The following is a 24,666-nucleotide window of genomic DNA, read 5'->3' as shown; positions in this document are numbered from 1 at the left end:
CGCTCAGTAATACTGTCGGTGTACCGTGCACCGCATGGCACAGGCAGCTGAGCAGGCAGCGCTCACCACGCAGGCAATCATCGGGGACAGCGAGTTCGACCGCGACACCGCCGTCACCCTCCGCGAAGAAGGCGTCTACGACGCCGAACTCTCCGCGGGATGGACGATCATGCGCGCGGTCAACGGCGGCTATCTGCTGGCCCTGCTCGGCCGCGCGCTCGGTCAGGCGCTGCCCCATCGGGACCCCTTCTCGATCTCCGCGCACTACCTCACGACGTCCGTGCCGGGACCCGCGGTGATTCGTACCGGCACGGTCCGCACCGGACGCACCCTCTCGACCGGACAGGCGTCCCTCTTCCAGTTCGCGGACGACGGCACCGAGATCGAGCGCATCCGCGTTCTCGCCACCTACGGAGACCTGGACGCGCTGACCGGCGACGTCCGTACCTCGGCGAAGCCGCCGGCCATCCCGCCGACGGCGCAGTGCGTCGGTCCGGGCGACGGCCCGGCCCCCATCGCGGGCGGTTCCGCGATCACCGAGCGGCTCGACATCAGGCTCGACCCGGCGACGGTGGGCTGGGCCGTGGGCGCCCCGTCCGGCAAGGGGGAGATGCGCGGCTGGTTCGGCCTCGCGGACGGCCGTGACCCCGATCCGCTTTCGCTGCTGCTCACCGTCGACGCCCTGCCGCCGACCTCGTTCGAGCTGGGCTTCCGGGGGTGGACGCCGACCGTGGAACTCACCGCGCACGTCCGCTGCCGACCCGCCCCGGGCCCGCTGCGGGTCTCCCTGACCACCCGCAACTTCGCGGGCGGCTTCCTGGAGGAGGACGCGGAGGTCTGGGACAGCGCCGACCGGCTGGTGGCCCAGTCCCGTCAACTGGCGCGGGCGCCGCGTTCCTGACGGGCCCGGGAGCGGCCGCGCGCACCGGGATCGGCGCACGGGCCTCGTAGCGGTCCGGCGGAGGGTCTGCAGCCCTCCGCCGGACCGTTTCCGCTTCGGATCGCTTCCGCTTCGGGCTGCTTCCGCTTATGGCCGCTTTTCTGCCGGGCCGTTTTCCGGCGGAATGTTTTTCGTCTTTTCGTCGTCTTTTCGTCGCGTTTTCGTCGCGTTTTCGTCGCGCCGAATTCCACCGGGCCGCCCCCGCCCGCGAATCGCTCAGCGCGGGACCCGGTCGGCGCCCGCTCCGCCCTCGGTCCCCGTGTCGACGGCGGCGGAGCCGACGAGCAGGGCGACCAGCCGTTCCGCCTGCTCGCGGGGGTCCGGTGCGCCGGTCCAGGTGGTCATCAGCAGATGGTGGACGGTTCCCACGAGGGCGAGCGCGACCGCCTCGGTGTCGGTGGTCCCGGCCAGCCGCCCCAGCCGCTGTTCGGCGGCCAGGTAGGCCGTGATCGCGTCCTGGATCGAGGCGAAGCCCGGTGCACCGCCCTCCAGCGCCCGGCGGATCCGCAGGGACGCGTCGGGGCGGGTCAGGGCGAGGCCCGCGACCGTGGGGTCCAGGGAGCTCAACAGCGCGTGCGCGGCCAGGACGAGGTTGTCGTTCACGGTGTCGAGCCCCGCCCGCCCGGGGAGTGCCTCCGCCCGTTGCGCCGCGCGCGCGAACCTGTCCAGGACCAGTTCGGCGACGAACGCGTCCAGCCCGTCGAAGTGGGCGTGCAACAGCCCCTTGGCACACCCCGCCTCCCCGGTGATCGCCCTGCTGGTCAGGGCCGCCGGGCCCTCTCGGGCGAGAACCCGTTCCGCGGCGTCGAAAAGACGCGCGCGAGGGTCGGGGATCGCTACTCCACGCGGTGACAAAAGAACTCCCTCGGCTGCCGGATTGCGAGTATGGGCGAGTGCCCATACTGTATGGGCACTCGCCCATACTAGTCTCGGTGGGGCGTCGTACCGGCAGGAGACCTCCGTGCAACACACTGTCAACATCGACCAGGCGCAGGCGTGGAACGGATACGAAGGCGCCCACTGGGCCCGGAACCAGGACCGCTGGGACGCCGTGAACGCGGGGTTCGACGAGCCGCTGCTCGCCGCTGCCGCGATCGGGGAGGGGGACCGCGTCCTGGACGTCGGATGCGGAGCCGGGCGGACGTCCGGACTGGCCGCACGCCGGGTGGGGAGCGGCCGGGTGCTCGGGTTCGACCTGTCGGCACCGATGCTGGCGCGCGCACGTGAGGCCGCGCGGAAGGAGGGCCTCGGCAACGTGGCCTTCGAGCAGGGGGACGCCCAGGTGCACGCCTTCGAGCAGGCCGGGTTCGACGCCGTGGTCAGCTGCTTCGGAGTGATGTTCTTCGGGGACCCCGTCGCCGCCTTCGCCAACATACGACGAGCCCTGCGTCCCGGCGGTCGCATGGCGTTCGTCTGCACCGCGGAGCCCGGGGGCAACGAATGGCTCCGGGCCATCGGGGCGCTGAGCGACCTCCTGCCGGTCGGAGGCTTCGGCGAGCCCGGAAGCGCGGGCATGTTCTCCATGGCGGATCCGGACCGGACCGGTGACCTGCTGTCCGCCGCGGGCTTCGAGCGTGTCGACGCCACGCGCGTGGAGGCCTACGGCACGTGGGGGCGGGACGCCGACGACGCGGCCGCCTTTCTGCTGGACTCCGGGCCCGGGCGACACCTGACCGGCGAGGTCGGGCCGGAGGTCCGGGACCGCGCTCGTCGGAAGCTCCGAGAGGTCCTGCGTGCTCACGAGCGGGACGGCGCGCTTCGGCTGCGCAGCACCGCCTGGCTGGTCACGGCCGTACGCCCCAGGTGACCGACGCGTTCACGGAGGGCCGGACGGAGGCGTCCCGGACGGCGCGGGCGGGCAGGGGTGCCCGGCCGCGCCGTCCGTGGTTCCCGCGCCGGGCCCGTGGGTCAGGGGCCCCCGGGACGTCCGTCGTCCGGGCGGGGCGCGCGGTCGCGCTCGTCCGGGCCGTCCCCGTCGACGCCGTCCAGCCAGTGGAGCCTGCCGAGCGTGATCAGTCTCAGCCGTCGGCGGGCCATCGCGATCACCTGCCGTTCACCCTCCGGCCCCGCCTCCAGGAGCGCCGAGGTGGTGATCACCACGTGGTCGACGTAGAGGCCGCCCAGCATCAGCAGGTCCTCCTCGCTCCAGCCCCGCGACTGCGGCTCCGCGGCCAGGGCGACCGCCACCTCGCTGCCGAATCGCCGCAGTTGGGCCGCGATGGCCTTGCGGACCGGCCCCACGCCGCCGTGCTGCTCGCGGGCGATGAAGCGGAAGTGGGCAGGCTGTTCGCGCACGTGGCACGCCGTCAGTTCGATGCCCCGATCGAGCCGTTCGCGGCTGTCGCCGGTGCCGTCGAGGACCGCGCCGATCATTCCGTGCAGGCTGTCCAGCGCCTCCTCGACGAGCGCCACGCCCAGGGCTGCCGTGTCGTCGAAATGCCGGTAGAAGGCGGTGGGGGTGACGCCCGCCGCCCGGGTCACCTCACGCAGCCCCAGGCTGCTGAGGCTCTGATGCTCCAGAAGCCCGAGCGCGGCGTCCAGCAGCGCCTGGCGGGTTCTCAGCTTCTGGGTCCGGCGGACGCCGGCGGTGTGACTCATGCCATTCAGTAAACAACTGTTCTCCGGGGCGGGGAACGATGTCACGAGTCTAGACTGACCAGTCAGTGAACAGTCGTAATCTCAAAGGCTCGTCGGGAGCCGGTAGAAAGGCTGAACATGATCATCCTGGTCGCCGCCCTGCTCCTGCTCGGGGTCGTGCTCGGAGCCGTGGTCCAGATTCCGCTTCCGCTGAGCCTCGCGCTCGCCGCAGTGATCGGCTGCTGGCTGCTGATCTTCGCCGTGCGCGAACGGACGGGCGGGCAGCGAGGGCCCCGATGACCTCCGGTCCGGCCCGCCCGCACGGCGGCCGAACCGCTCCGACCACCGGACACGCACGAAGGATCACGCCATGACCCTCACCGCGCTCCTGCGCCGCCCCCTCACGGAGTCCGGCGCCGACACCACCGACACCACCGACACCACCGACGGCGTCGTCACCCGCGAGGAACCCGCCGACGGCGCCGTCACCCGCGGGGAACCCGCCACCCGCACGGAACCCGGCGCGGATGCCGGATCCCGGCCCGGTGCCGGATCCCGGCCCGGTGCCGGATCCCGGCCCGGCGCCGGTGAGGGCCTCGACGCCCGCGGAAGCCGCCGACGGGACGCCGACGGACTGGCCGTCGCCTCCTTCGTGCTCGGGCTCGTCGGCCTGCTGGTGATGAACATCCTGCTCGGCCCGGCCGCGATCGTCATGGCGGTCATCGCGCTCGCCCGCTCCACCTCCCGCCCCGGCCGGGCCGTCCTCGGGCTCGTACTCGGCATCGCCGACCTCGTCGTGCTCGCCCTTCTGTTCGCCGGCTCCGGCACCATCTCCTGGAACTTCGCCGGCTGACCGGGCCGGTTCGCGACGGAGCCCCGGCACCCGCCCCGTTCCGATGGTCCCGCCGGGTTCCGGACCGTGACGGGCGGGCGGCCGTTCCGGCCGGTGCGCGGGTATGGGGCAGCGGTGCGCCCGGCGTACGCCCCGCCGCGGGCCGTCGGGCGGGCTCGTAGAATCGGCCCCACCATGGCATACCTCGACCACGCCGCGACCACGCCGATGCTTCCCGAAGCGATCGCCGAGATGACCGCCCAGTTCGCCGTCGCCGGCAACGCGTCCTCGCTGCACGGCGCGGGACGCCGGGCCCGGCGCACCGTCGAGGAGTCGAGAGAGACCCTCGCCGACGCCCTCGGCGCGCGCCCCAGCGAGGTGGTCTTCACCTCCGGGGGAACCGAGGCCGACAACCTCGCGGTGAAGGGCCTGTACTGGGCCCGCCGCGACGCCGATCCCCGTCGTACCCGGGTGCTGGCCAGCCCGGTCGAGCACCACGCGGTCCTCGACGCCGTCGACTGGCTCGCCGAGCACGAGGGCGCGGACGTCGAGTACCTGCCCGTCGACCGGCACGGCCGCGTCGCCGCCGACGCCCTGCGCGAGGCGGTCCTCCGCGACCCCGACAATGTCGCGCTGATCACCGTGATGTGGGCCAACAACGAGATCGGCACCATCATGCCGATACGTGAACTCGCCGACGTGGCAGGCGAGTTCGACGTTCCGATGCACGCCGACGCGGTGCAGGCGTTCGGGCAGTCGGACGTCGACTTCGCCCGGTCCGGGCTGGCCGCGATGACGGTCAGCGCGCACAAGATCGGCGGGCCGTTCGGCGTCGGCGCGCTGCTGCTCGGCCGCGAGTACACCCCCGTGCCCGTGCTCCACGGCGGCGGCCAGGAACGGCACGTCCGCTCGGGCACCCTCGACACCCCCGCCATCGCGGCCTTCGCCGTCGCGGGGCGCCTGGCCGCCGACGGCCGCGAGGAGTTCGCCCGCAGGGTCGGCGGGCTCCGCGACGACCTCGTCGCGGCGGTACGGGCGGCCGTGCCCGACGCGGTCCTCGGCGGTGACCCGGCGCCGGGCGGCAGGCTCCCCGCCAACGCCCACTTCACCTTCCCGGGGTGCGAGGGAGACTCCCTGCTCCTGCTGCTGGACGCCCAGGGCATCGAATGCTCCACCGGCTCCGCGTGCACCGCGGGAATCGCCCAGCCCAGCCACGTCCTGCTGGCCACCGGAACCGACCCGGACCTGGCCCGCGGCACCCTGCGCTTCTCGCTCGGCCACACATCCACCGAGCAGGACGTCGACGAGGTGGCCCGGGCGATCGGTCCGGCGGTCGAGCGGGCTCGCACGGCCGGACTCAGCTGAGCGGCCCTCGGCGGTCCGGGCCGCGCCCGCCCGGACCGTGACGGACCGTGTTCCCGTTCGCCCGGCCCGGGGCCGCGGTCGTCCTCCGGCCGCCGAACGCGCCGGGCGGCCGGGCGGCGGGCTCCCGGTCGGAGGTCACCCGGCGGGCTCTCAGCCGGCGGAGGCGCCCGCCGCCCGGACCAGCTTCAGGTATCGCTCCCAGTCCCAGTGCTTTCCGGGATCCGTGTGATCCGCGCCCGGCACCTCCACGTGCCCGACGACGTGCTCGCGGTCGACGGGTATTCCGTACCGTCCGCAGATCGCCGCGGTCAGCCGGGCCGAGGCCGCGTACATCTCCGCCGTGAAGTCCTGCGGCCGGTCCACGAAGCCCTCGTGCTCGATGCCGACACTGCGCTCGTTGTACGACCTGTTCCCCGCGTGGAACGCCACGTCCAGCTCACGGATCATCTGCGTCACATGACCGTCCCGCCGCACCACGTAGTGCGCCGCCGCACCGTGCTCCGGGTCCTGGAAGACCTTCACCGCGCTCCGGTAGCTGCCCTGGGTGACATGGATGACGACCCGGTCGATGACGTAGTCGTCGGGGCGGTCGGCCCGGCGCCAGTTCGCCGGGGACGCCGATATCCACTCGGCGCGCGCGTAGTCCACCTCCCCGGGCTTCCGGGGCTTCTCCACCCCCGGCAGCCGCCACCAGGCGCGTTCCAGCTCGTCCCGCGCCAGCACGGCCGTGCCCGCCGCCGCGACCGCGGCGGCGGCACCGATCAGCAGCCCGCGCCGGCCGATGCCGTGCCCGGACTCCGCCGCCCCGGACGACTCGCCGCCCGCCGACCCCTTGCTGCCCATGTGATCCCCAACGCATATCCGTGAGCGTTCGGTTCCCGCCGACCCGTACCCTGGGAGGGCTATGACTCAGACTCCCCAGCGCCCCCTCCGTGTGCTCGCCGCCATGTCGGGCGGCGTCGACTCCGCCGTCGCCGCGGCCCGCGCCGCCGAGGCGGGCCACGACGTGACCGGTGTGCACCTCGCCCTCTCCGCGAACCCGCAGTCCTTCCGTACCGGGGCCCGCGGCTGTTGCACGATCGAGGACTCCCGCGACGCCCGCCGCGCCGCGGACGTCATCGGCATCCCGTTCTACGTCTGGGACCTGGCGGAACGCTTCCGCGAGGACGTCGTCGACGACTTCGTCGCCGAGTACGAGGCGGGCCGCACCCCCAACCCGTGCCTGCGCTGCAACGAGAAGATCAAGTTCGCCGCGCTGCTCGACAAGGCCCTCGCGCTCGGCTTCGACGCCGTGTGCACCGGCCACTACGCGACCGTCGTCCTGAACGAGGACGGCAGCCGCGAACTGCACCGCGCCTCCGACATGGCCAAGGACCAGTCCTACGTCCTCGGTGTCCTCGACGAGAAGCAGCTCGCCCACGCGATGTTCCCGCTCGGCGACACCCTCACCACCAAGGACGAGATCCGCGCCGAGGCCGAGCGCCGGGGCCTCGCCGTCGCGAAGAAGCCCGACAGCCACGACATCTGCTTCATCGCCGACGGCGACACCCAGGGCTTCCTGGCGAGCCGGCTCGGCACCGCCGAGGGCGACATCGTCGACGAGGCGGGCACCAAGCTCGGCACCCACGAGGGCGCGTACGGCTTCACCATCGGCCAGCGCAAGGGCCTTCGCATCGGCCACCCCGCCCCCGACGGCAAGCCGCGCTACGTCCTGGACATCTCCCCGGTGAACAACACGGTCACGGTCGGCCCGGCCGAATCCCTCGACGTCACCGCGCTCACCGCCATCAAGCCCCGCTGGTGCGGCACCGCCCCGGCGGGCCCCGGCACCTACACCGCCCAGCTCCGCGCCCACGGCGGCGAGACCGGGGTGACGGCCGAACTCGTCGACGGAACGCTGGACGTCACCTTCACCGAACCGGTCCGCGGCGTGGCCCCCGGCCAGGCGATCGTCCTGTACGACGGCACCCGCGTCGTCGGCTCGGCCACGATCGCGACGACGGTCCGGCGGGAGACGGCGACGACGTCCGGCTGAGCGACCGGGGGCACGATCGTCGGGGCGGCTCGAGTCGAGGAGGCCGGGGCCGGCCTCGGACAGACGTCCCGAAGGGGCGGCCCGTGCTTTCGGCGCTCGTCGCGCCCACCGGCCCACCGCGCTGCGGTCCACCGGCACTCCGGTATTCCGGCACCGCGGCCGGAATTCCGCGAGGGCCGCCGGGTCAGCAGGCGCGGCGCAGCGGGTACGTGTCCGCGGCGAAGAAGTCCGCCAGCACGGGGGCGATCGCGTGCGGTGCCAGGTCGTGGGTCTGGCCCGTCAGGGTGCGGTGGCGGGCGCGCGGGACGGCGTCGGTGAGGGCGCGGGTCGACAGCCTGGTGCGGGCGGGACTGGAACCGCCGCAGACCACCAGGGTGCGGGCCGTGACGGCCGCGAGGCGGGAGGCCGGGACCGAGCCGTCGCCGAGCAGCGCGTCGTCGTAGGCCAGGGTGTGCGCCGAGGACACCAGGCCGTGCCACAGCGGCGCGCGGCGCATCCGGTCGATCATGTCGGCCGGCACGCCCGTCACGGACAGGAACAGTTCCACCGCACCGGCCCGGTCGCCGACCGACAGCAAACGGTCCAGCCGTGTCGTGCAGCCGGCCTTGAACCGCACGCCCGAGGCCCCCGGGGTGTAGGGCGGTTCGTACACCGCCAGCAGTCCGATCGGTACTCCGGCGGCCGCGGCCTCCAGGGCCAGTGCCCCGCCCGACCCCACGCCGAACACCGAGGCGCCCCCGCCCACCGCGGTGACCAGCGCGGCGAGGTCCTCGACCTCGCGCCGCACCGCGTACGGCCCGCTGTCGCCGCTGGACCCGCGCCCGCGCCTGTCGTACGTGACCACGCCGAAGCGCGGTGCGAGGAGGCGGGCCAGGGGGGCCTCGGTCGCCGCCGTGCTCAGCGCCCCGCCCACCAGGATCACCGGCGGGCCTTCGCCCCGGCGCCGATACGCGATCACGGTGCCGTCGCGGGAGAGAGTCTTGTCCATGCGAGGGCAGACCGCGGCGCTCCGGCAAACTCATCGCTCCGGTCGAAGATTTTTCGCGATGCTTCGATCCCGCAGGTCACGGGCGGGAGACGACGACCGTGACCTGCGACGGTCAGTCGTCGACGGTCTCGGTGTCGTAGAAGCAGAAGTGGTCCTTGATCGCGGCGACTTCGGGCTTCGGCTCCGGATAGGCCCAGACGAGATCCGGCGCGTCCGGCAGCGACCAGTAGGAGGCGTCGCCCTTGAACGGGCAGTGGGTCCGGGTGTCCGAGGGGGTCAGGAGTTCGGTACGGACGTCCTCGGGCGGCAGGTAGTGACGGACCGGGCAGCCGGTCTCGCGCAGCACCAGCGGGCGGCGGCTCTCGGCGAGCACCCGCCCGTCGCGGACCACCCGTACGTGATCGGTTCCCGGTTCGACGGTGATGCGGTGTCCCTGTGTGGAGGTCATGTCTGGTTCAGCCGGGGAGCGTGCCGGTTTCTTCCCGGGCTCCGGCCCGTTCCCGACCCCGGTGACCGGATCCGGGTTCCGCCCGGTTCCGGCTTCCGAGGCCGCGATCCGGGGCTCCGGCCCGTTCCCGGCCTCGGTGGCAGGGCCGGATCCGGGCCCGTCCCGTGCCCGCTGCGGTGGCCGGAACCGGGGCCCGGGAGGCGGGACTGTCGGTGGTTGCCTCTACCGTGGCCGCATGAACATCTGCGTCTTCCTCTCCGCCGCCGACCTCGACGACCGCTACACCCGCCCCGCCCGCGAATTCGCCGAACTGATCGGCAGGGGCGGGCACACCCTGGTCTGGGGAGGTTCGGAGAGCGGGCTGATGAAGGTCGTCGCCGACGGGGTGCAGGAGTCGGGCGGACGGCTGGTCGGGGTGTCGGTCGACTTCCTTGCCGCGAAGGCCCGTACCAACGCCGACGAGATGGTGATCGCCCGCGATCTCGCCGAGCGCAAGGCGCTGCTCCTGGAGAAGGCCGACGCGATCGTGATCATGGTCGGCGGTACCGGGACGCTCGACGAGGCGACCGAGATCCTCGAACTGAAGAAGCACGGCAAGCACGACAAGCCGGTGGTCCTGCTGAACACGGCGGGTTTCTACGACGGGCTGCGCCAGCAGTTCCAGCGCATGGAGGACGAGGGCTTCCTGCCCGTCCCGCTCACCGACCTGGTGTTCTTCGCGAAGGACGGCGTGGGTGCGCTCGCCTACCTGGAGGAGTGGTCCGGCCTGCGGTGACACGGCGGCGGGCGGCGCCCGGCGCCCGGCGGGATGAGAGCATGGGTGCCATGTCCACCCATGTGATCACCGGTGCGGGCTCCGGCATCGGCGCAGCCGTCACCCGTCGTCTTCTGGAGCGCGGCGACGAGACCGTGCTGCTGGCCCGGGACGCCGCCCGTGCCAAGGAGCTGGCCGCGCTCCACCCCGGCGCCCGTACGCTCGTCGGTGACCTCGGCAACCCGGACCGGCTGTCCTGGGCGTTCGCCCAGCAGGCGATGCCGGAGCGGGTCGACTCGCTGCTGCACGTCGCGGGCGTCGTCGAACTCGGCACGATCGGTGACCTCACGCCCAAGGCGTGGCACTTCCAGCTCAACACCAACCTCGTCGCACCCGCCGAGCTGACCCGGCTCCTCCTGCCGCAACTGCGGGTCGCCCAGGGCCACGTCGTGTTCGTGAACTCGGGCGCCGGTCTCGCCGCGCACGCCGAGTGGGGCGCGTACGCCGCGAGCAAGCACGGCCTGAAGGCGCTCGCCGACGCGCTGCGCCACGAGGAGCACGCGAACGGGGTCCGGGTGACCTCCGTCTACCCGGGGCGCACCGCCAGCCCCATGCAGGCCAAGGTGCACCAGCAGGAGGGCAAGGAGTACGACCCCTCCCGCTGGATCGACCCGGAATCGGTGGCCACCACGATCCTGATGGCCGTCGACCTGCCGCGCGACGCCGAGGTCAACGACCTCACGGTGCGCCCCGGCCACTGATCCGAGGGCCTCGGGAGCCGGCCCGCCGCCTCTCCCGTCCCCCTCCCCGTCTCCGTCCCCGGCTACCTCCCCGTCCGACGGACGGTCCGGCCCGATCCGGACGCACGGCCCTTAGGCTTCCCCCGTGAGCGAGAAGAACAAGTTCAGGGGTTGCCCGGCCACCGGGATCGGTTCCATGCCCGGGGGAGACGCGCGGGAGGCGGCGAAGACCGTCACCGGATCCTTCGGGGACGGCGAGGGGCTGCCGTTCCTGGCGGAACTCCCGGCCCGCGGGCCGGGAGCGGACATGATCGGACGGACCATCGGGCTGCTCGTCGACGTGTACGGCCATGTGGAGCCGAGCGGTTGGCGGGTCAGCGACCGGCCCGGCCGGGACACCCGCCGGGCCAGGTCCTGGCTCGGCGAGGACCTCGACGCGCTGGAGGAGTTCACCCAGGGGTACGAGGGCCCGCTCAAGGTCCAGGCCGTCGGCCCCTGGACGCTGGCGGCCGCACTGGAGCGGCGGGGCGGCGAGGCCGCGCTCGGGGACCCGGGAGCCTGCCGCGACCTGACGGCCTCACTGGCGGAGGGGCTGCGCGCCCATCTCGCTGAGGTAGGGCGCCGGATGCCCGGTGCCGACGTGATCCTCCAGCTCGACGAGCCGTCGCTGACCGGTGTGCTGCGCGGGCAGATCCGGACGGCGAGCGGCTACCGCACCCACCGGGCCGTGGACCGGCAGGTCGTGGAGGGCGCCCTGCGCGACGTCCTGGCCTCGGCCGGGGACGGGGCGACCGTCGTGCACAGCTGCGCCCCCGACGTACCGTTCGCGCTGCTGCGCAGAGCCGGTGCCGACGGCATCTCGTTCGACTTCGCCCTGCTCACCGAGCGTGAGGAGGAGGCGATCGGGGAAGCGGTCGAGAGCGGTACCCGGCTCTTCCTCGGGGTGGTGCCCGGCACCGACCCGGCCTCGGGCGGATTGTCGGACCCGGGCGGTAGCGTCATGGGGGTCAGGACGCTGTGGCGCAGGCTGGGGCTGAATCCGGGGACTCTGACGGAGTCCGTGGTCATCACTCCGTCGTGCGGGCTGGCGGGCGCCTCGCCCGCCTACGCGCGCGCCGCGCTCGCCCACTGCGCCCGGGCCGCGAGATCGCTCGCAGACAACCCTGAGTGACGGGGCAACGGGTAACGGGAGGACGAGACCATGGCCGGCGAACAGCAGACGGCGGTGCCCGCGGAGGCCCGGGAGCGGCACGCGCTCCTCGCCGAGCAGATCGAGGAGCACCGCTTCCGGTATTACGTGAAGGACCAGCCGGTCGTGAGCGACGCCGAGTTCGACCGGCTGATGCGCGAGCTGGAGGGCCTGGAGGAGACGTATCCGCAGCTGCGCACGCCGGACTCGCCGACGCAGAAGGTGGCGGGTCCGTACCAGACGGAATTCACCTCCGTCGAGCACCGGGAACGCATGCTGTCCCTGGACAACGCCTTCGACGACCTGGAGCTGGCCGCCTGGGGCGAGCGGATCGCCAAGGACGTCGGCACCACCGACTACCACTTCCTGTGCGAGCTGAAGATCGACGGCCTCGCGGTCAACCTCACCTACGAACACGGGCGCCTGACCCGGGCGGCGACCCGGGGCGACGGGCGCGCCGGTGAGGACATCACCCCCAACATCCGCACGATCGCCGAGATCCCGCACCGGCTGAGGGGCGACCGGATTCCGGAGCTCGTCGAGATCCGCGGCGAGGTCTTCTTCCCGATGCACGCGTTCGAGGAGCTCAACGCCCGGCTCGTCGAGGCCGACGACAAGCCGTTCGCCAACCCGCGCAACGCGGCGGCCGGTTCGCTGCGCCAGAAGGACCCGAAGGTCACCGCCACCCGCCCGCTGCACATGGTGGTGCACGGCATCGGCGCCCGTGAGGGCTTCGACATCGACCGCCTCTCGCACGCCTACGAGCTGCTGCACGAATGGGGCCTGCCCACCGCGAGGCACAACCGGGTGGTGGACTCCCTCGACGGGGTACGGGAGTTCATCGCCCACTACGGGGAGAACCGGCACTCCGTGGAGCACGAGATCGACGGCGTCGTCGTCAAGCTCGACGAGATCCCGCTCCAGGGCCGGCTGGGCTCCACCTCGCGCACGCCGCGCTGGGCGATCGCCTGGAAGTACCCGCCGGAGGAGGTCAACACCAGGCTGGTGAACATCCGGGTCGGTGTCGGCCGCACCGGCCGGGTCACGCCGTACGCCCAGGTCGAGCCGGTCGAGGTGGCGGGTTCCGAGGTGGAGTTCGCCACCCTGCACAACCAGAACGTCGTGAAGGCGAAGGGTGTCCTGATCGGGGACACGGTGGTGCTGCGCAAGGCGGGCGACGTGATCCCGGAGATCCTCGGACCGGTCGTCGACCTGCGCGACGGCACCGAGCGGGAGTTCGTGATGCCGACGCACTGCCCCGAGTGCGGCACGGAACTGAAACCCATGAAGGAGGCGGACGTCGATGTCCGCTGCCCCAACGCGCGCTCCTGCCCTGCCCAGTTGCGGGAGCGTCTCGCCTATCTCGCGGGCCGCAAATGCCTCGACATCGACCACTTCGGCTATGTGGCGGCGGCAGCCCTGACCAAGCCGCTGGAGCCCGCCGAGCCGCCGCTGCGCGACGAGGGCGACCTCTTCGACCTGACCGTCGAGCAGTTGCTGCCGATCCGGGCCTATGTCCTCGACCCGGACAGCGGACTGCCCCGGCGCGACCCGAAGACCGGGGAGGAGAAGACCGCCCGGGTCTTCGCCAACCAGCAGGGCGAGCCGAGGAAGAACGCCCTCGCCATGCTCGACGCCGTCGCCGCGGCCAAGGACGCGCCCCTCGCCCGGATCCTCACCGGGCTGTCCATCCGGCACGTGGGTCCGATCGCGGCGGCGGAACTGGCGCGTCAGTTCCGCTCCATCGACCGGATCGACGAGGCGACCGAGCAGGAGCTGGTCGAGGCCGACGGGGTCGGGGCCGTCATCGCCGCGTCGGTGAAGCAGTGGCTCGCCGAGGACTGGCACCGGGAGATCCTGCGCAAGTGGCGGGAGGCCGGGGTCCGGATGGCCGACGAGGAGGCGGGCGAGGACACGGGCCCGCGCCCGCTCGAAGGGCTCACCGTCGTCGTCACCGGCACGCTGTCCGGCCACACCAGGGATGGCGCGAAAGCGGCGTTGCAGAGCCGTGGGGCGAAGGTCACGGGCTCCGTCTCGAAGAAGACCTCCTTCGTGGTCGTCGGCGAGAACCCCGGCTCGAAGTACGACAAGGCGATGCAACTGAAGGTGCCCGTCCTCGACGAGGACGGCTTCGCCGTCCTGCTCGCGCAGGGACCGGACGCCGCGCGCGAGGCGGCCGTACCCGTCGAGGAACCGGCGGAATAGCACAAGTCATCGTCAACTGCCCGGTCGAACGGAGCGGATGACAGTCGGAACGGGCCGTCGGGCCTGAGGGCGTCGGCGGGCGGACGGCTGCGGGGATCCGGGCCCGGCCGGACGACCGCCCGGCCGGAAGCGGATATCCGGGGGCCGACGACGACCCCCGCGGGCGGACCGGGATTTCCATGGAGGGGCGAGGATTCCCATGAGCGAAGGGACGGCGAGGGGATCGGGAGGGGGCGATTCGTGGATGAACGCTGAATAAAAGTGAGCGGAAAGGTTGTACAGGTGCGTACGCGGGCAAGTGTCGTTACCGGAAGATGCAGTTCACCCGAACGGCGCATATCAGATACTCACGGACGGTCGGTTCGCATTCGGGCAAGAGCTGCCGAGCGCTGCCCCTGGTGGCCTTTCGCGGCCTACTGTTGAGATGTGCGCCTGCCATGCCCGGCCACGGGTGAATCCGGGGCGCGAGGGCATGGGGCCTGACCATCGGGTGACATCGGCACCGCCGGCTGTGAGAGGGACGGAATGAAACCGACCGAGAGCGCCGCACCGGTGTCGCGGCTGCAAGGTTTCGTCGGCCTCACGCCCAAAGTGGGTGCCGTCGTCGTGGCGATCGCCTTCCTTCTGATCACGACCGGTTTCTACCGGACTCTGAACGAAGGACACGCGCTCTTCCCCGACGGAAAGGTCGGCTGGTCCCTGGCCGTCCTCACCGGCGTGATCGTCGGCCACCTGGTGGCGCTCGGACGCGACCGCTGGTGGGGCGGCACCGGGTCCGGGGCCGCCCTGACGCTCGCCGTGCTGCTCCTCTACGGCTGGGTGCCCGCCGGGCTGGTCAGCCTCGTCGTCGTCGTGCTCGTCGGAGTGGCCCGCAGACACCGCTGGTGGCAAGGGCTGCTCCACGGGGCCGTCGACATCCTGGGGATCGGCGCGGCGGCCCTGGTGCTCGCCGCGTTCGGTGACATCCAGACCGTCGAGTCCCCCTGGGAGCCACTCGACTGGGGCATCGCCGCCGTTCCCGAGGTCCTGCTGGCCGCCGCCACCTACCTCCTGGTCACCCGGGCCCTGCTGTGGTACGCGGGAACACCCCAGGGCAACGGGCTGCCGACCGTCGCCCGCACCGCGCTGCTCCGGCAGGGCCTCGTCGTGGTGGCGCTGCTCGGCATCGCGCCGCTGATCTGCGTCGTCGCCACGACCATGCCCGTGCTCCTGCCGCTCTTCGCGGTCCCGCTCATCGCCCTGGACTCCACCCTCTGGATCGCTCGCGCCCGGGCCGAGGAACAGCTGCGCGATCCGCTGACCGGGCTCCCCAACCGGCAGTGGCTGCTGGAACGCATCTGGAGGGCCCTGGAGGACGCCGAGACCATCGGGGCCAGATCCGCTCTCGTCCTGATCGATCTCGACCGGTTCCGCGCGGTCAACGACACTCTCGGCCACCTGGCGGGGGACCGGTTGCTGCTGCAGATAGCGGAGCGGCTCAGGCTCGCGCTGCCGCGCGGAGCGGAGGCTGCGCGGCTCGGGGGCGACGAGTTCGCCGTGCTGCTGCCGACCACCGACTCCGCCACCAGCGCCCAGCGGGTGGCCCGCCACCTCGTCGCGGAACTGTCCTCCCCGCTGGACCTGGACGGCCTGACCCTGGTGCTGGAGGCCAGCGCCGGTGTCGCCGTCCACCCGGACCACGCCCCGGACGCCGAAGGGCTGCTGCGGCGGGCGGACGTGGCGATGTACCAGGCCAAGCGCGACCGCACGGGCGTCGAGGTCTACGAGTCGAAGCGGGACAGCAACACCCCCGACCGGCTCGGGCTCCTCGGCGATCTGCGCCGTGCGCTGGACGCCGGCGAGGTGGAGCTCCACTACCAGCCGAAGGTCCGCTTCGACGGCCAGGTGGCGGGCCTGGAGGCGCTGGTGCGCTGGGTGCACCCGGAGCGCGGCCGGGTTCCCCCGGACGAGTTCATCGCCATCGCCGAGTCCTCCGGGCTGATGCCGCACCTCACCGAGTACGTGCTGGAGACGGCCCTGGCCCAGGTCGCCCGGTGGCGGGCGCAGGGGCTGTTCGTCCCGGTCGCGGTCAACGTCTCCCCGCGCGATGTCCACACCCCCGGCTTCGCGGGCGGCGTCGCGGCCCGGCTCGCCCGGCACGGCGTCCCGGCCGGGGCGCTCCAACTGGAGATAACGGAGCATGTGCTGCTGGAGGACCCGCAGCGCGCGGCCGACACCCTGGCCGGACTCACCGGCCACGGCGTGAAGATGTCCCTGGACGACTTCGGCACCGGATACTCCTCGCTGGTCCACCTGCGTCGGCTGCCGGTCAGCGAGCTGAAGATCGACCGGTCGTTCGTGGCCCGTCTCGCCGTCGACAACGAGGACGCGGAGATCGTCCGCTGCACCATCGACCTGGCGCATTCGCTGGGTCTGCTGGTGGTCGCGGAGGGCGTCGAGGACGACGAGACCTGGGAGCGGCTGCGGGATCTGCGCTGCGACGCCGTGCAGGGCTGGCTGGTGGCCGCGGCGATGCCGCCGCAGGAGGCGACGGCCTGGCTCCGGGCCCGGGGCGAGCACGGGTGGCGCAGGCCGGCCGAGCTGGCGGCGGCAGCGGCGGCGGCCGCCGCGGCGGCGGTGGCCCAGAACCCCGAACTGGAGCAGCGCCCGCCGGGGCGGTCGGTCGATTCACGGCCCGCGACGACCTGACGCGGGTGCGTTGCCGGCCCGGGGGCGCACCCGCGGCGTGGCCGGGTGCGCGACCCCGAGGGGGCAGGATCTCCCGTCCGGCCACGCTCTTCACCCGGGTGGCGGGAGCGGTCGCGGGGGACCCCATAGGATTGGGCCAAAACCACACACCAACCCCTGAGGATCGCTGCATGCCTGGCATCACGCGCGAGGAGGTCGCCCACCTCGCCCGGCTGGCGCGTCTTGAGCTGAAGGGCGAAGAGCTCGATCACTTCGCCGGTCAGCTCGACGACATCATCGGCGCGGTCGCCCGCGTCTCCGAGGTCGCCGACCAAGACGTACCGCCGACCTCCCACCCGCTGCCGCTGACCAACGTCATGCGCGCGGACGAGGTCCGTCCGTCGCTCACCCCCGAGCAGGCGCTCTCCGGCGCCCCGGCCCAGGAGCAGCAGCGTTTCAAGGTGCCGCAGATCCTGGGGGAGGACTGAAAACCATGACGGACAACAGCACCATCATCAAGCTCACCGCCGCCGAGATCGCCGCGAGGATCGCCTCCGGCGAGCTCACCGCCGTCGAGGTCACCGAGGCGCACCTGGCCCGGATCGACGCGGTCGACGAGAAGGTCCACGCCTTCCTGCACGTCGACCGCGAGGGCGCGCTCGCGCAGGCCCGTGCCGTCGACGCGAAGCGGGAGGCCGGCGAGAAGCTGGGCCCGCTGGCCGGCGTCCCGCTCGCGCTCAAGGACATCTTCACCACCGAGGGCGTGCCGACCACCGTCGGTTCCAAGATCCTCGAAGGCTGGATCCCGCCGTACGACGCGACGCTCACCAAGCGGCTGAAGGCCGCCGACGTCGTGATCCTCGGCAAGACCAACATGGACGAGTTCGCCATGGGGTCCTCCACCGAGAACAGCGCCTACGGCCCGACCGGCAACCCCTGGGACCTCACCCGCATCCCGGGCGGCTCCGGCGGTGGCTCCTCGGCCGCGCTCGCCGCGTACGAGGCCCCGCTGGCCATCGGCACGGACACCGGCGGTTCCATCCGCCAGCCCGCCGCCGTCACCGGCACCGTCGGCGTCAAGCCCACCTACGGCGGCGTCTCCCGCTACGGCATGGTGGCGTTCTCCAGCTCCCTGGACCAGGGCGGCCCCTGCGCCCGTACGGTCCTGGACGCGGCCCTGCTGCACGAGGTGATCGGCGGCCACGACCCGATGGACTCGACGTCCATCGACGCCCCGGTCCCGCCGGCCGTCGAGGCAGCCCGCAACGGCAGCGTCGAGGGCATGCGCATCGGCGTCGTCAAGCAGTTCTCGGGCGAGGGCTACCAGGCCGGTGTCGTCCAGCGCTTCAACGAGTCGGTCGAGCTCCTGAAGTCGCTCGGCGCCACGATCGTCGAGCTGGACTGCCCGTCGTTCGACCTGGCGCTGTCCGCGTACTACCTGATCGCGCCGTCCGAGTGCTCCTCGAACCTTGCCCGGTTCGACGCGATGCGCTACGGCCTGCGGGTCGGCGACGACGGCACGAAGTCCGCCGAGGAGGTCACCGCGCTCACCCGCGAGGCGGGCTTCGGCGACGAGGTCAAGCGCCGCGTCATCCTCGGCACGTACGCGCTCAGCTCCGGCTACTACGACGCGTACTACGGCTCGGCCCAGAAGGTCCGCACCCTGATCACCCAGGACTTCGAGAGGGCCTTCGGGGAGAACGGCGGTGTCGACGTGATCGTCTCGCCGACGACGCCCACCACCGCCTTCCCGATCGGCGAGCGTGCCGACGACCCGATGGCGATGTACCTCGCGGACCTCTGCACCATCCCGACCAACCTCGCCGGCAACGCCGCCATGTCGCTGCCCTGCGGCCTGGCCCCCGAGGACGGCCTGCCGGTCGGTCTGCAGATCATCGCCCCCGCCATGAAGGACGACCGGCTGTACAAGGTCGGAGCCGCCGTCGAGGCCGCCTTCGTGGAAAAGTGGGGGCACCCGCTGCTGGAGGAGGCACCGTCGTTGTGAGCGCACTGACCAAGGCCAAGGGCTTCAAGAAGTCCAAGGCCGGTACGTACCTGTCCATCGGCACCACCGCCTTCGGGGCAGTCGGCGTCATCAAGCAGGCCAAGCAGGCCCGCTTCGACCACGACACGCTCCGACTGGTCGACGCCGTCGTCTCCGCCGCCGCCATCGCCACCGGTATCGCCCTGCTGCTGCGCGAGCTCAAGCGCATCGGCGACGACGACGTACTGCTGGGCTGAGAGGGAAGTTTCACCGTGACTGTCACCGACCTGGTGTCGTACGAGGACGCCCTCGCGTCCTACGACCCCGTCATGGGCCTGGAGGTCCATGTCGAGCTCGGCACCAAGACCAAGATGTTCTGCGGCTGCTCCACCGAGCTCAAGCAGGACGCCAACTCCCAGACCTGCCCGGTCTGCCTCGGACTGCCCGGCGCCCTGCCGGTCGTCAACGAGATCGGCGTCGAGTCCGCCATCAAGATCGGCCTCGCGCTGAACTGCGAGATCGCCGAGTGGTGCCGCTTCGCCCGGAAGAACTACTTCTATCCGGACATGCCGAAGAACTTCCAGACCTCCCAGTACGACGAGCCGATCGCCTACGACGGCTACCTCGACGTCCAGCTGGAGGACGGGGAGATCTTCCGGGTCCACATCGAGCGCGCCCACATGGAGGAGGACACCGGCAAGTCGACCCACGTCGGCGGTGCCACCGGCCGCATCCACGGCGCTTCCCACTCCCTGCTCGACTACAACCGTGCCGGCATCCCGCTCATCGAGATCGTCACCAAGCCGATCGAGGGCGCGGGCGCCCGTGCCCCCGAGGTCGCCAAGGCGTACGTCGCCGAGCTCCGCGAGCTCATCAAGGCACTCGGCGTCTCGGAGGCCCGGATGGAGATGGGCCAGATGCGTTGCGACGTCAACCTGTCGCTGCGCCCCCACGGCACCGAGACCTTCGGTACCCGCTCCGAGACGAAGAACGTGAACTCGCTGCGTTCCGTCGAGCGCGCCGCCCGCTTCGAGATCCAGCGCCACGCCGCGGTGCTGTCCTCGGGCGGCACGATCGTGCAGGAGACCCGGCACTTCCACGAGGAGGACGGCTCGACGACGGCCGGCCGCATCAAGGACAACGCCGAGGACTACCGCTACTTCCCCGAGCCCGACCTGGTGCCGGTCGCCCCGGCCCGCGAGTGGGTCGAGGAGCTCCGCAAGGGCCTCCCCGAGCTGCCGCGGCTGCGCCGGGCCCGGCTCAAGGAGGAGTGGGGCGTCTCCGAGCACGACATGCAGTCCATCCTCAACGCGGGCGCGGTCGACCTGATCGTCGCCACGACCGACGCGGGCGCCCCCTCGGACCAGGCCCGCAAGTGGTGGATGGGTGAGCTGGCCCGCAACGCCAACGAGACCGGCCGCGGCCTCGACGAGCTGCCGATCACCCCGGCGCAGGTCGCCCGGGTGGCCGAGCTCGTCACCTCGGGCGACCTCAACGACAAGCTGGCCCGTCAGGTCATCGAGGGCGTCCTCGCGGGCGAGGGCGACCCGGACACCGTCGTCGAGAAGCGCGGACTCAAGGTCGTCTCCGACGAGGGCGCGCTGGGCGCGGCCGTGGACGAGGCCATCGCCGCCAACGCGGCTGTCGCGGACAAGATCCGCGGTGGCAAGGTCGCGGCGGCGGGCGCGCTCGTCGGCGCGGTCATGAAGGCCACCCGCGGCCAGGCGGACGCGGCCCGGGTGCGTGAGCTGATCCTGGAGAAGCTCGGCGTCCAGGGCTGACCCGCCCGACCGTCCCGCAGACCCCGCCCGCCCCGTGCGTGCGGGGTCTGCGACGTTCGGCCCGCCGCCCGGGCGGCTCCGCGCGCACCGTCCGGCGCCGGACACGGTGCGGGTGTTCCCGGACGCACGGGTACGCGGGTTTTCCCGGATGCGCGGGTGCGCGAGGGCGGTTCTCGCGCCGTTCGCGTGCGTGTGGTCCTTCCCGTCGTACCTTCGCCGGAGGGCGGCGCGTTCCCGTGCGCCCCTGCCGTACGGGTGCATGGCTCCGCACCCGTGCGCCCCGGACGACGGATGCGCCCTCCCCGGTCGTGCGCCCCGGACCGGGCCGGTGCGCCGACCCCCTGACCCGTCCCCTTCGTCCGGAGAGCCCTCAGCCCGTTGAACAACGTCACCGCGGAGATCGTCTCCGTCGTTCTCCTGCTCGGTGTGCTGGCCTTCGCCGTCGTACGGCCCCGGGGCCTGCCGGAGGCGACCGCCGCGGTGCCCGCCGCGGTGCTGGTGATCGCGGTCGGCGCGGTGTCGTGGCAGCAGGCCCGCGACCGGGTGGACGACCTGCTGCCGGTCGTCGGTTTCCTCGCGGCGATCCTGGTCCTGGCGCGGCTCTGCGCGGACGAGGGGCTGTTCACGGCCGTCGGTGACCTCGTGGCCCGGGCCTGCGGCGGACGGACCGGCCCGCTGCTCGGCGGCGTCTTCGTCGTCGCCTCGGTGATCACCGCCGTGCTCAGTCTCGACGCGACCGTGGTCCTGCTGACCCCCGTCGTCCTCGCCACCGCCACCCGCGTGGGCGCCCGCCCCCGCCCGTACGTCTACGCCTGTGCGCACCTGGCCAACTCGGCGTCCCTGCTGCTGCCGGTCTCCAACCTCACCAATCTGCTGGCGTTCACCGCGAGCGGCCTCTCCTTCACCCGCTTCGCCGCGCTGATGGCCCTGCCCTGGCTGGCCGCGGTCGCCGTCGAGTACGTCGTCTTCCGCGGGTTCTTCGCGGACGACCTGGCCGCGGGCGCGCACCCGCCGGAGCCGGAGGAGGACCGGCCGGGTGTTCCCGTCTTCACGCTCGTCGTCCTCGCCCTGACCCTGGGCGGATTCGTCGTCACCTCGTTCGCGGGCGCGCAGCCGCTGTGGGCGGCGCTGGTCGGGGCCGGGGTGCTGGCGGCCCGGGCGCTGGCGAGGCGCGACACCACCGTCAAGGGGATCGTCCGCTCGGCCAACCCGCTGTTCTGCCTGTTCGTGCTCGCACTGGGGGTGGTGGTCCAGGCGGTGGTGGACAACGGCCTGGGCGCCGGGATCGACGCCTTCCTGCCGGACGGCACGTCGCTGCCCGCGCTGCTGGCGGTGGCGGCGGTGGCGGCGCTGCTCGCCAACCTGATCAACAACCTGCCCGCGATCCTCGCCCTGCTGCCGGTGGTCGCGGCGGCCGGGCCCGGACCGGTGCTCGCCGCGCTGATCGGTGTGAACCTGGGCCCGAACCTGACCTACGTCGGCTCGCTCGCCACCCTGCTCTGGCGCCGCATCCTGCACGCCCACGGCACCCCGCCCGACCTCGGCCGCTTCACCCGGCTGGGGCTGCTGACCGTACCGGCGACCCTTGCCGTGTCGACGGTGGCGCTGTGGGGCGCGCTGCGGCTGATCGGGGTGTGACGGGGCGTGTCGTAGTACGTGCTGTTCAGGGTGCCGTTGCCGATGGCGATGCTCGCGAACTGTCCGGTGGCGACGGGGTCCAGGGTGGTCAGGGACACGCTGTTCGTCACGCGTACCGGTCGGTGTCCGGGGGCGGCCGGGTGGCGATTGGACTTTCCGGCCGACGTGTTGGACGTTCACCACCGGGCCGTCCGCAGTCCTTCCCCGGGTCACCTGGCTTGACTAATTTCCGACTGTGACGAGCTGGGGAGCAATGGAGGGCGTCGCGAGCCCGCGCTCCCATACTCCCCGCTCGCAGAACCGACTTGGGAGGATCACTTGACCACGGACATTTCACGGCGACGGCTCTTCGCACTCGGTGGCGGTGCGCTCGGTGCGGCGGCGGCGGGTTCGCTGCTGCCGCCGTCGCTGCAGGCCGCGATGGCCGCGCAGCCGGCGCACGCGGCCGGGTCCGGTGGCCGCGGCGGGCTCGGAGCCATCAAGCACGTGGTGATCCTGATGCAGGAGAACCGTTCCTTCGACCACTACTTCGGGACGCTCCGGGGCGTGCGCGGCTTCGGTGACCGCAACGCCATCGAACTGCCCTCCGGCGGTTCCGTCTTCGAGCAGCCCGCCCCGCTCGGCGCCTCCGTGCTGCCGTTCCCGGTGCGCGGTGCCGCCGAGACGCAGAAGAAGGACCTCCAGTACATCGGCGCGCTCGACCACTCCTGGAGCGGCGGCGGCAAGGCGTGGGCCGGCGGGTGGATGAACGGCTGGGTGAGCGCGAAGACCGCCGCCACCATGGCGTACTACGACCGCCGCGACATCCCGCTGCACTACGAACTCGCCGACACGTTCACGGTCTGCGACGCCTACCACTCCTCGATCCACTCCTCGACCAGCCCCAACCGCAACCACCTGTGGAGCGGGAAGACGGGCAACGAGCCGAACGGCGGGCGCGCCGTCGGCAACGACGCGTACGACGAGGGCACGCATCCCGGCTACGACTGGGGCACCTACGCGGAGCGGCTGGAGAAGGCCGGGCGCAGCTGGCGCACGTACACCGAGTGGGAGAACTTCACCGACAACCAGATCGAGTTCTTCGCCACCTTCAAGGCGGTCGCCCGCAAGGCGCTGGCGAGGACCGGCGGCCACACGTACATGGAGTCCTTCTACTCGGCGGTCCGGGGCGCGGACGCAGCCGAACGGGAGCGGCTGTTCGGCCTGCTCGAAGAGGGGGTCGCCACCCTCGACCGGGCCGAGCGCAGCCTCTTCGAGCGGGCGCTGCGCCGGGTGGAGACCGGGACGCTCGCCGACGAGTTCGCCAAGGACGTGGCGGCGGGCACCCTGCCCGAGGTCTCCTACCTGGTGCCGTCGGCCGTCGACTCGGAGCACCCGAGCGTCTCCTCGCCGATCCACAGCGCCACGATCGTCTACAAGGTCCTCGACGCGCTGGGCAAGCACCCCGACGTGTGGCGGCACACCGCCGTCATCATCAACTACGACGAGAACGACGGCTTCTTCGATCATGTGCCGCCGCCGGTCGCGCCGCCCGAGGTGGCCGAGGAGCAGTGGGAGGGCAAGCCCACCGGTCTCGGCATGCGGGTGCCGCTGCTCGTCGTGTCGCCGTGGACCGTGGGCGGCTACGTCTGCTCCGAGGTCTTCGACCACACCTCCGTGATCCGCTTCCTGGAGCGCTGGACCGGGGTGAGGGAGCCCAACATCAGCACCTGGCGGCGCACCGTCACCGGCGACCTGACCTCGGCCTTCGACTTCGACCGTGCGCGCAGGCGGCCCGATGTGCAGCAGCCGGGCACCATCCCGCCGTTCAGCGGGCGCTGGGCGCCGAAGCCGCCGCTGGAGCAGCACATGCCCGTGCAGGAGCCCGGACACCGTCCGGCCCGCGCACTGCCGTACCAGCCGGACGCGCAGGCCCGGCTGGTGGACGGCGCGGTGCGGGTGGCGCTCAGCAACACCGGCCGCTCCTCCGCGCACTTCGCGCTGTACCCGTACGCGGGTGAGTTCCCCGCACCGCGGCACCGGGACGTCAGGGGCACGGCGCAGTGGACGGTGCCGGTCGCGGGCGGGGCGTACCGGTTCACGGTGACGGGCCCCAACGGCTTCCGCCGCGAGTTCGCCGGGCCCGCGAAGGGGGGTGCGTCGGCAGGTGCCGAGGTCGCCTCGCGGATCGACGCCCGCGAGCGCGACGTGCACCTCACCCTGCGCAACCACGGGCGGACCACGCTCACCTTCACGGTACGGCCGCTGGGCTACGTCGACGAGGCGGACCTGCGGGACTGGACCAGGACCGTCAGGGTCAAGCCGGGACGCAGCCGCACGGTGGCGCACTCCGCGGCCGACGCGCGCGGCTGGTACGACCTGGAGATCACCGTCGACGGGGACGACGTCTTCCGGCGACGGCTCATGGGACACATCGAGAACGGCCGGGCGAGCGTCTCCGGCTGAGCCGGGTCCGTACGGTCCGTGCGGCGGCCGAGGGTCCTCACCGGCCCTCGGCCGCCGCGCGCCGTCGGTGGGAGGCGC

General features: G+C 72.4%; 22 protein-coding genes. 17 read left to right on the top strand and 5 right to left on the bottom strand.

What is annotated here, in order from left to right; all coding sequences use genetic code 11:
- Positions 1 to 34 precede the first annotated feature (34 nt).
- Positions 35 to 901, top strand: coding sequence for a thioesterase family protein (locus tag ACF1CT_RS01285; RefSeq protein ID WP_391781665.1), 867 nt, complete (start codon positions 35 to 37; stop codon positions 899 to 901).
- A gap of 255 nt (positions 902 to 1,156) precedes the next feature.
- Here the strand turns inward: ACF1CT_RS01285 and ACF1CT_RS01280 are convergent, their stop codons facing one another.
- Positions 1,157 to 1,795, bottom strand: coding sequence for a TetR/AcrR family transcriptional regulator (locus ACF1CT_RS01280; RefSeq protein ID WP_391781664.1), 639 nt, complete (start codon positions 1,793 to 1,795; stop codon positions 1,157 to 1,159).
- A 106-nt stretch (positions 1,796 to 1,901) separates the two neighbouring features.
- Here ACF1CT_RS01280 and ACF1CT_RS01275 point away from each other — a divergent pair, with 106 nt between their 5' ends.
- Positions 1,902 to 2,747, top strand: a complete 846-nt coding sequence (locus ACF1CT_RS01275) for a class I SAM-dependent methyltransferase (RefSeq protein WP_391781663.1) — start codon at positions 1,902 to 1,904, stop codon at positions 2,745 to 2,747.
- A 101-nt stretch (positions 2,748 to 2,848) separates the two neighbouring features.
- On the opposite strand, the gene ACF1CT_RS01270 is transcribed toward ACF1CT_RS01275, so the two are convergent.
- A complete protein-coding gene (locus ACF1CT_RS01270; RefSeq protein ID WP_391781662.1) occupies positions 2,849 to 3,538 on the bottom strand; it encodes a TetR family transcriptional regulator in 690 nt (229 codons plus the stop codon).
- 117 nt (positions 3,539 to 3,655) lie between these two features.
- Here ACF1CT_RS01270 and ACF1CT_RS01265 point away from each other — a divergent pair, with 117 nt between their 5' ends.
- The 3 genes from ACF1CT_RS01265 to ACF1CT_RS01255 all read left to right on the top strand — a co-directional run bounded on the left by ACF1CT_RS01265 (position 3,656) and on the right by ACF1CT_RS01255 (position 5,714).
- A complete protein-coding gene (locus ACF1CT_RS01265; RefSeq protein WP_391781661.1) occupies positions 3,656 to 3,817 on the top strand; it encodes a hypothetical protein in 162 nt (53 codons plus the stop codon).
- Positions 3,818 to 3,887: 70 nt separating this feature from the next.
- Entirely contained in the window at positions 3,888 to 4,370 is a 483-nt protein-coding gene (locus ACF1CT_RS01260; protein ID WP_391781660.1) for a DUF4190 domain-containing protein, read from the top strand.
- A gap of 174 nt (positions 4,371 to 4,544) precedes the next feature.
- Positions 4,545 to 5,714, top strand: a complete 1,170-nt coding sequence (locus ACF1CT_RS01255) for a cysteine desulfurase family protein (protein WP_391781659.1) — start codon at positions 4,545 to 4,547, stop codon at positions 5,712 to 5,714.
- A 150-nt stretch (positions 5,715 to 5,864) separates the two neighbouring features.
- Here ACF1CT_RS01255 and ACF1CT_RS01250 read toward each other — a convergent pair whose 3' ends face one another.
- Complete coding sequence (locus ACF1CT_RS01250) at positions 5,865 to 6,557, bottom strand: N-acetylmuramoyl-L-alanine amidase (RefSeq protein ID WP_391781658.1); 693 nt, start codon at positions 6,555 to 6,557, stop codon at positions 5,865 to 5,867.
- Between the two features lie 61 nt (positions 6,558 to 6,618).
- Here ACF1CT_RS01250 and mnmA point away from each other — a divergent pair, with 61 nt between their 5' ends.
- Entirely contained in the window at positions 6,619 to 7,749 is a 1,131-nt protein-coding gene (gene mnmA / locus ACF1CT_RS01245; RefSeq protein ID WP_391781657.1) for a tRNA 2-thiouridine(34) synthase MnmA, read from the top strand.
- 184 nt (positions 7,750 to 7,933) lie between these two features.
- Here the strand turns inward: mnmA and ACF1CT_RS01240 are convergent, their stop codons facing one another.
- Positions 7,934 to 8,737, bottom strand: a complete 804-nt coding sequence (locus ACF1CT_RS01240) for an alpha/beta fold hydrolase (RefSeq protein ID WP_391781656.1) — start codon at positions 8,735 to 8,737, stop codon at positions 7,934 to 7,936.
- A gap of 112 nt (positions 8,738 to 8,849) precedes the next feature.
- Positions 8,850 to 9,185, bottom strand: coding sequence for a DUF427 domain-containing protein (locus ACF1CT_RS01235; RefSeq protein ID WP_391781655.1), 336 nt, complete (start codon positions 9,183 to 9,185; stop codon positions 8,850 to 8,852).
- A gap of 235 nt (positions 9,186 to 9,420) precedes the next feature.
- On the opposite strand from ACF1CT_RS01235, the gene ACF1CT_RS01230 reads away from it, so the two are divergent.
- The 11 genes from ACF1CT_RS01230 (at position 9,421) to ACF1CT_RS01180 (ending at position 24,588) form a co-directional block, all read left to right on the top strand.
- A complete protein-coding gene (locus tag ACF1CT_RS01230; RefSeq protein ID WP_391781654.1) occupies positions 9,421 to 9,960 on the top strand; it encodes a TIGR00730 family Rossman fold protein in 540 nt (179 codons plus the stop codon).
- Between the two features lie 50 nt (positions 9,961 to 10,010).
- Complete coding sequence (locus tag ACF1CT_RS01225; RefSeq protein ID WP_391781653.1) at positions 10,011 to 10,700, top strand: SDR family oxidoreductase; 690 nt, start codon at positions 10,011 to 10,013, stop codon at positions 10,698 to 10,700.
- Between the two features lie 124 nt (positions 10,701 to 10,824).
- Entirely contained in the window at positions 10,825 to 11,850 is a 1,026-nt protein-coding gene (locus ACF1CT_RS01220; protein ID WP_391781652.1) for a methionine synthase, read from the top strand.
- A 30-nt stretch (positions 11,851 to 11,880) separates the two neighbouring features.
- Positions 11,881 to 14,073, top strand: a complete 2,193-nt coding sequence (gene ligA, locus ACF1CT_RS01215; RefSeq protein WP_391781651.1) for an NAD-dependent DNA ligase LigA — start codon at positions 11,881 to 11,883, stop codon at positions 14,071 to 14,073.
- A 525-nt stretch (positions 14,074 to 14,598) separates the two neighbouring features.
- Positions 14,599 to 16,761 carry a putative bifunctional diguanylate cyclase/phosphodiesterase gene (locus tag ACF1CT_RS01210; RefSeq protein WP_391781650.1) on the top strand — a complete coding sequence of 721 codons (2,163 nt, stop codon included), beginning with the start codon at positions 14,599 to 14,601 and terminating at the stop codon, positions 16,759 to 16,761.
- A gap of 170 nt (positions 16,762 to 16,931) precedes the next feature.
- On the top strand, positions 16,932 to 17,228 hold the full coding sequence (gene gatC / locus ACF1CT_RS01205; protein WP_015036350.1) for an Asp-tRNA(Asn)/Glu-tRNA(Gln) amidotransferase subunit GatC: 297 nt from the start codon (positions 16,932 to 16,934) through the stop codon (positions 17,226 to 17,228).
- A 5-nt stretch (positions 17,229 to 17,233) separates the two neighbouring features.
- Positions 17,234 to 18,745 (top strand): Asp-tRNA(Asn)/Glu-tRNA(Gln) amidotransferase subunit GatA, encoded by a 1,512-nt coding sequence (gene gatA, locus ACF1CT_RS01200; protein WP_391781649.1) that lies wholly within the window; start codon positions 17,234 to 17,236, stop codon positions 18,743 to 18,745.
- Entirely contained in the window at positions 18,742 to 18,981 is a 240-nt protein-coding gene (locus ACF1CT_RS01195) for a hypothetical protein (protein ID WP_391781648.1), read from the top strand. The genes gatA and ACF1CT_RS01195 overlap by 4 nt, the downstream gene beginning before the upstream one ends.
- 15 nt (positions 18,982 to 18,996) lie before the next feature.
- Positions 18,997 to 20,505 carry an Asp-tRNA(Asn)/Glu-tRNA(Gln) amidotransferase subunit GatB gene (gatB, locus tag ACF1CT_RS01190; RefSeq protein WP_391781647.1) on the top strand — a complete coding sequence of 503 codons (1,509 nt, stop codon included), beginning with the start codon at positions 18,997 to 18,999 and terminating at the stop codon, positions 20,503 to 20,505.
- A gap of 378 nt (positions 20,506 to 20,883) precedes the next feature.
- A complete protein-coding gene (locus ACF1CT_RS01185; RefSeq protein ID WP_391781646.1) occupies positions 20,884 to 22,143 on the top strand; it encodes an arsenic transporter in 1,260 nt (419 codons plus the stop codon).
- Positions 22,144 to 22,461: 318 nt separating this feature from the next.
- Positions 22,462 to 24,588, top strand: a complete 2,127-nt coding sequence (locus ACF1CT_RS01180) for a phosphocholine-specific phospholipase C (RefSeq protein WP_391781645.1) — start codon at positions 22,462 to 22,464, stop codon at positions 24,586 to 24,588.
- The last annotated feature ends 78 nt before the right edge of the window (positions 24,589 to 24,666 follow it).

The organism is Streptomyces sp. NPDC014734, assembly GCF_043083325.1.
GTDB lineage: Bacteria > Actinomycetota > Actinomycetes > Streptomycetales > Streptomycetaceae > Streptomyces.
This window is presented reverse-complemented; position numbering and strand designations above follow the sequence as displayed.

Excerpts from the sequence above, each read along its gene's own strand:
- ligA (WP_391781651.1), top strand. The coding sequence starts at position 11,881 with ATGGCCGGCGAACAGCAGACGGCGGTGCCCGCGGAGGCCCGGGAGCGG.
- gatC (WP_015036350.1), top strand. The coding sequence starts at position 16,932 with ATGCCTGGCATCACGCGCGAGGAGGTCGCCCACCTCGCCCGGCTGGCG.
- gatA (WP_391781649.1), top strand. The coding sequence starts at position 17,234 with ATGACGGACAACAGCACCATCATCAAGCTCACCGCCGCCGAGATCGCC.
- ACF1CT_RS01210 (WP_391781650.1), top strand. The coding sequence starts at position 14,599 with ATGAAACCGACCGAGAGCGCCGCACCGGTGTCGCGGCTGCAAGGTTTC.
- ACF1CT_RS01285 (WP_391781665.1), top strand. The coding sequence starts at position 35 with ATGGCACAGGCAGCTGAGCAGGCAGCGCTCACCACGCAGGCAATCATC.
- ACF1CT_RS01240 (WP_391781656.1), bottom strand. The coding sequence starts at position 8,737 with ATGGACAAGACTCTCTCCCGCGACGGCACCGTGATCGCGTATCGGCGC.
- ACF1CT_RS01260 (WP_391781660.1), top strand. The coding sequence starts at position 3,888 with ATGACCCTCACCGCGCTCCTGCGCCGCCCCCTCACGGAGTCCGGCGCC.
- ACF1CT_RS01225 (WP_391781653.1), top strand. The coding sequence starts at position 10,011 with ATGTCCACCCATGTGATCACCGGTGCGGGCTCCGGCATCGGCGCAGCC.
- ACF1CT_RS01235 (WP_391781655.1), bottom strand. The coding sequence starts at position 9,185 with ATGACCTCCACACAGGGACACCGCATCACCGTCGAACCGGGAACCGAT.
- mnmA (WP_391781657.1), top strand. The coding sequence starts at position 6,619 with ATGACTCAGACTCCCCAGCGCCCCCTCCGTGTGCTCGCCGCCATGTCG.
- ACF1CT_RS01230 (WP_391781654.1), top strand. The coding sequence starts at position 9,421 with ATGAACATCTGCGTCTTCCTCTCCGCCGCCGACCTCGACGACCGCTAC.
- ACF1CT_RS01255 (WP_391781659.1), top strand. The coding sequence starts at position 4,545 with ATGGCATACCTCGACCACGCCGCGACCACGCCGATGCTTCCCGAAGCG.
- ACF1CT_RS01250 (WP_391781658.1), bottom strand. The coding sequence starts at position 6,557 with ATGGGCAGCAAGGGGTCGGCGGGCGGCGAGTCGTCCGGGGCGGCGGAG.
- ACF1CT_RS01265 (WP_391781661.1), top strand. The coding sequence starts at position 3,656 with ATGATCATCCTGGTCGCCGCCCTGCTCCTGCTCGGGGTCGTGCTCGGA.
- ACF1CT_RS01270 (WP_391781662.1), bottom strand. The coding sequence starts at position 3,538 with ATGAGTCACACCGCCGGCGTCCGCCGGACCCAGAAGCTGAGAACCCGC.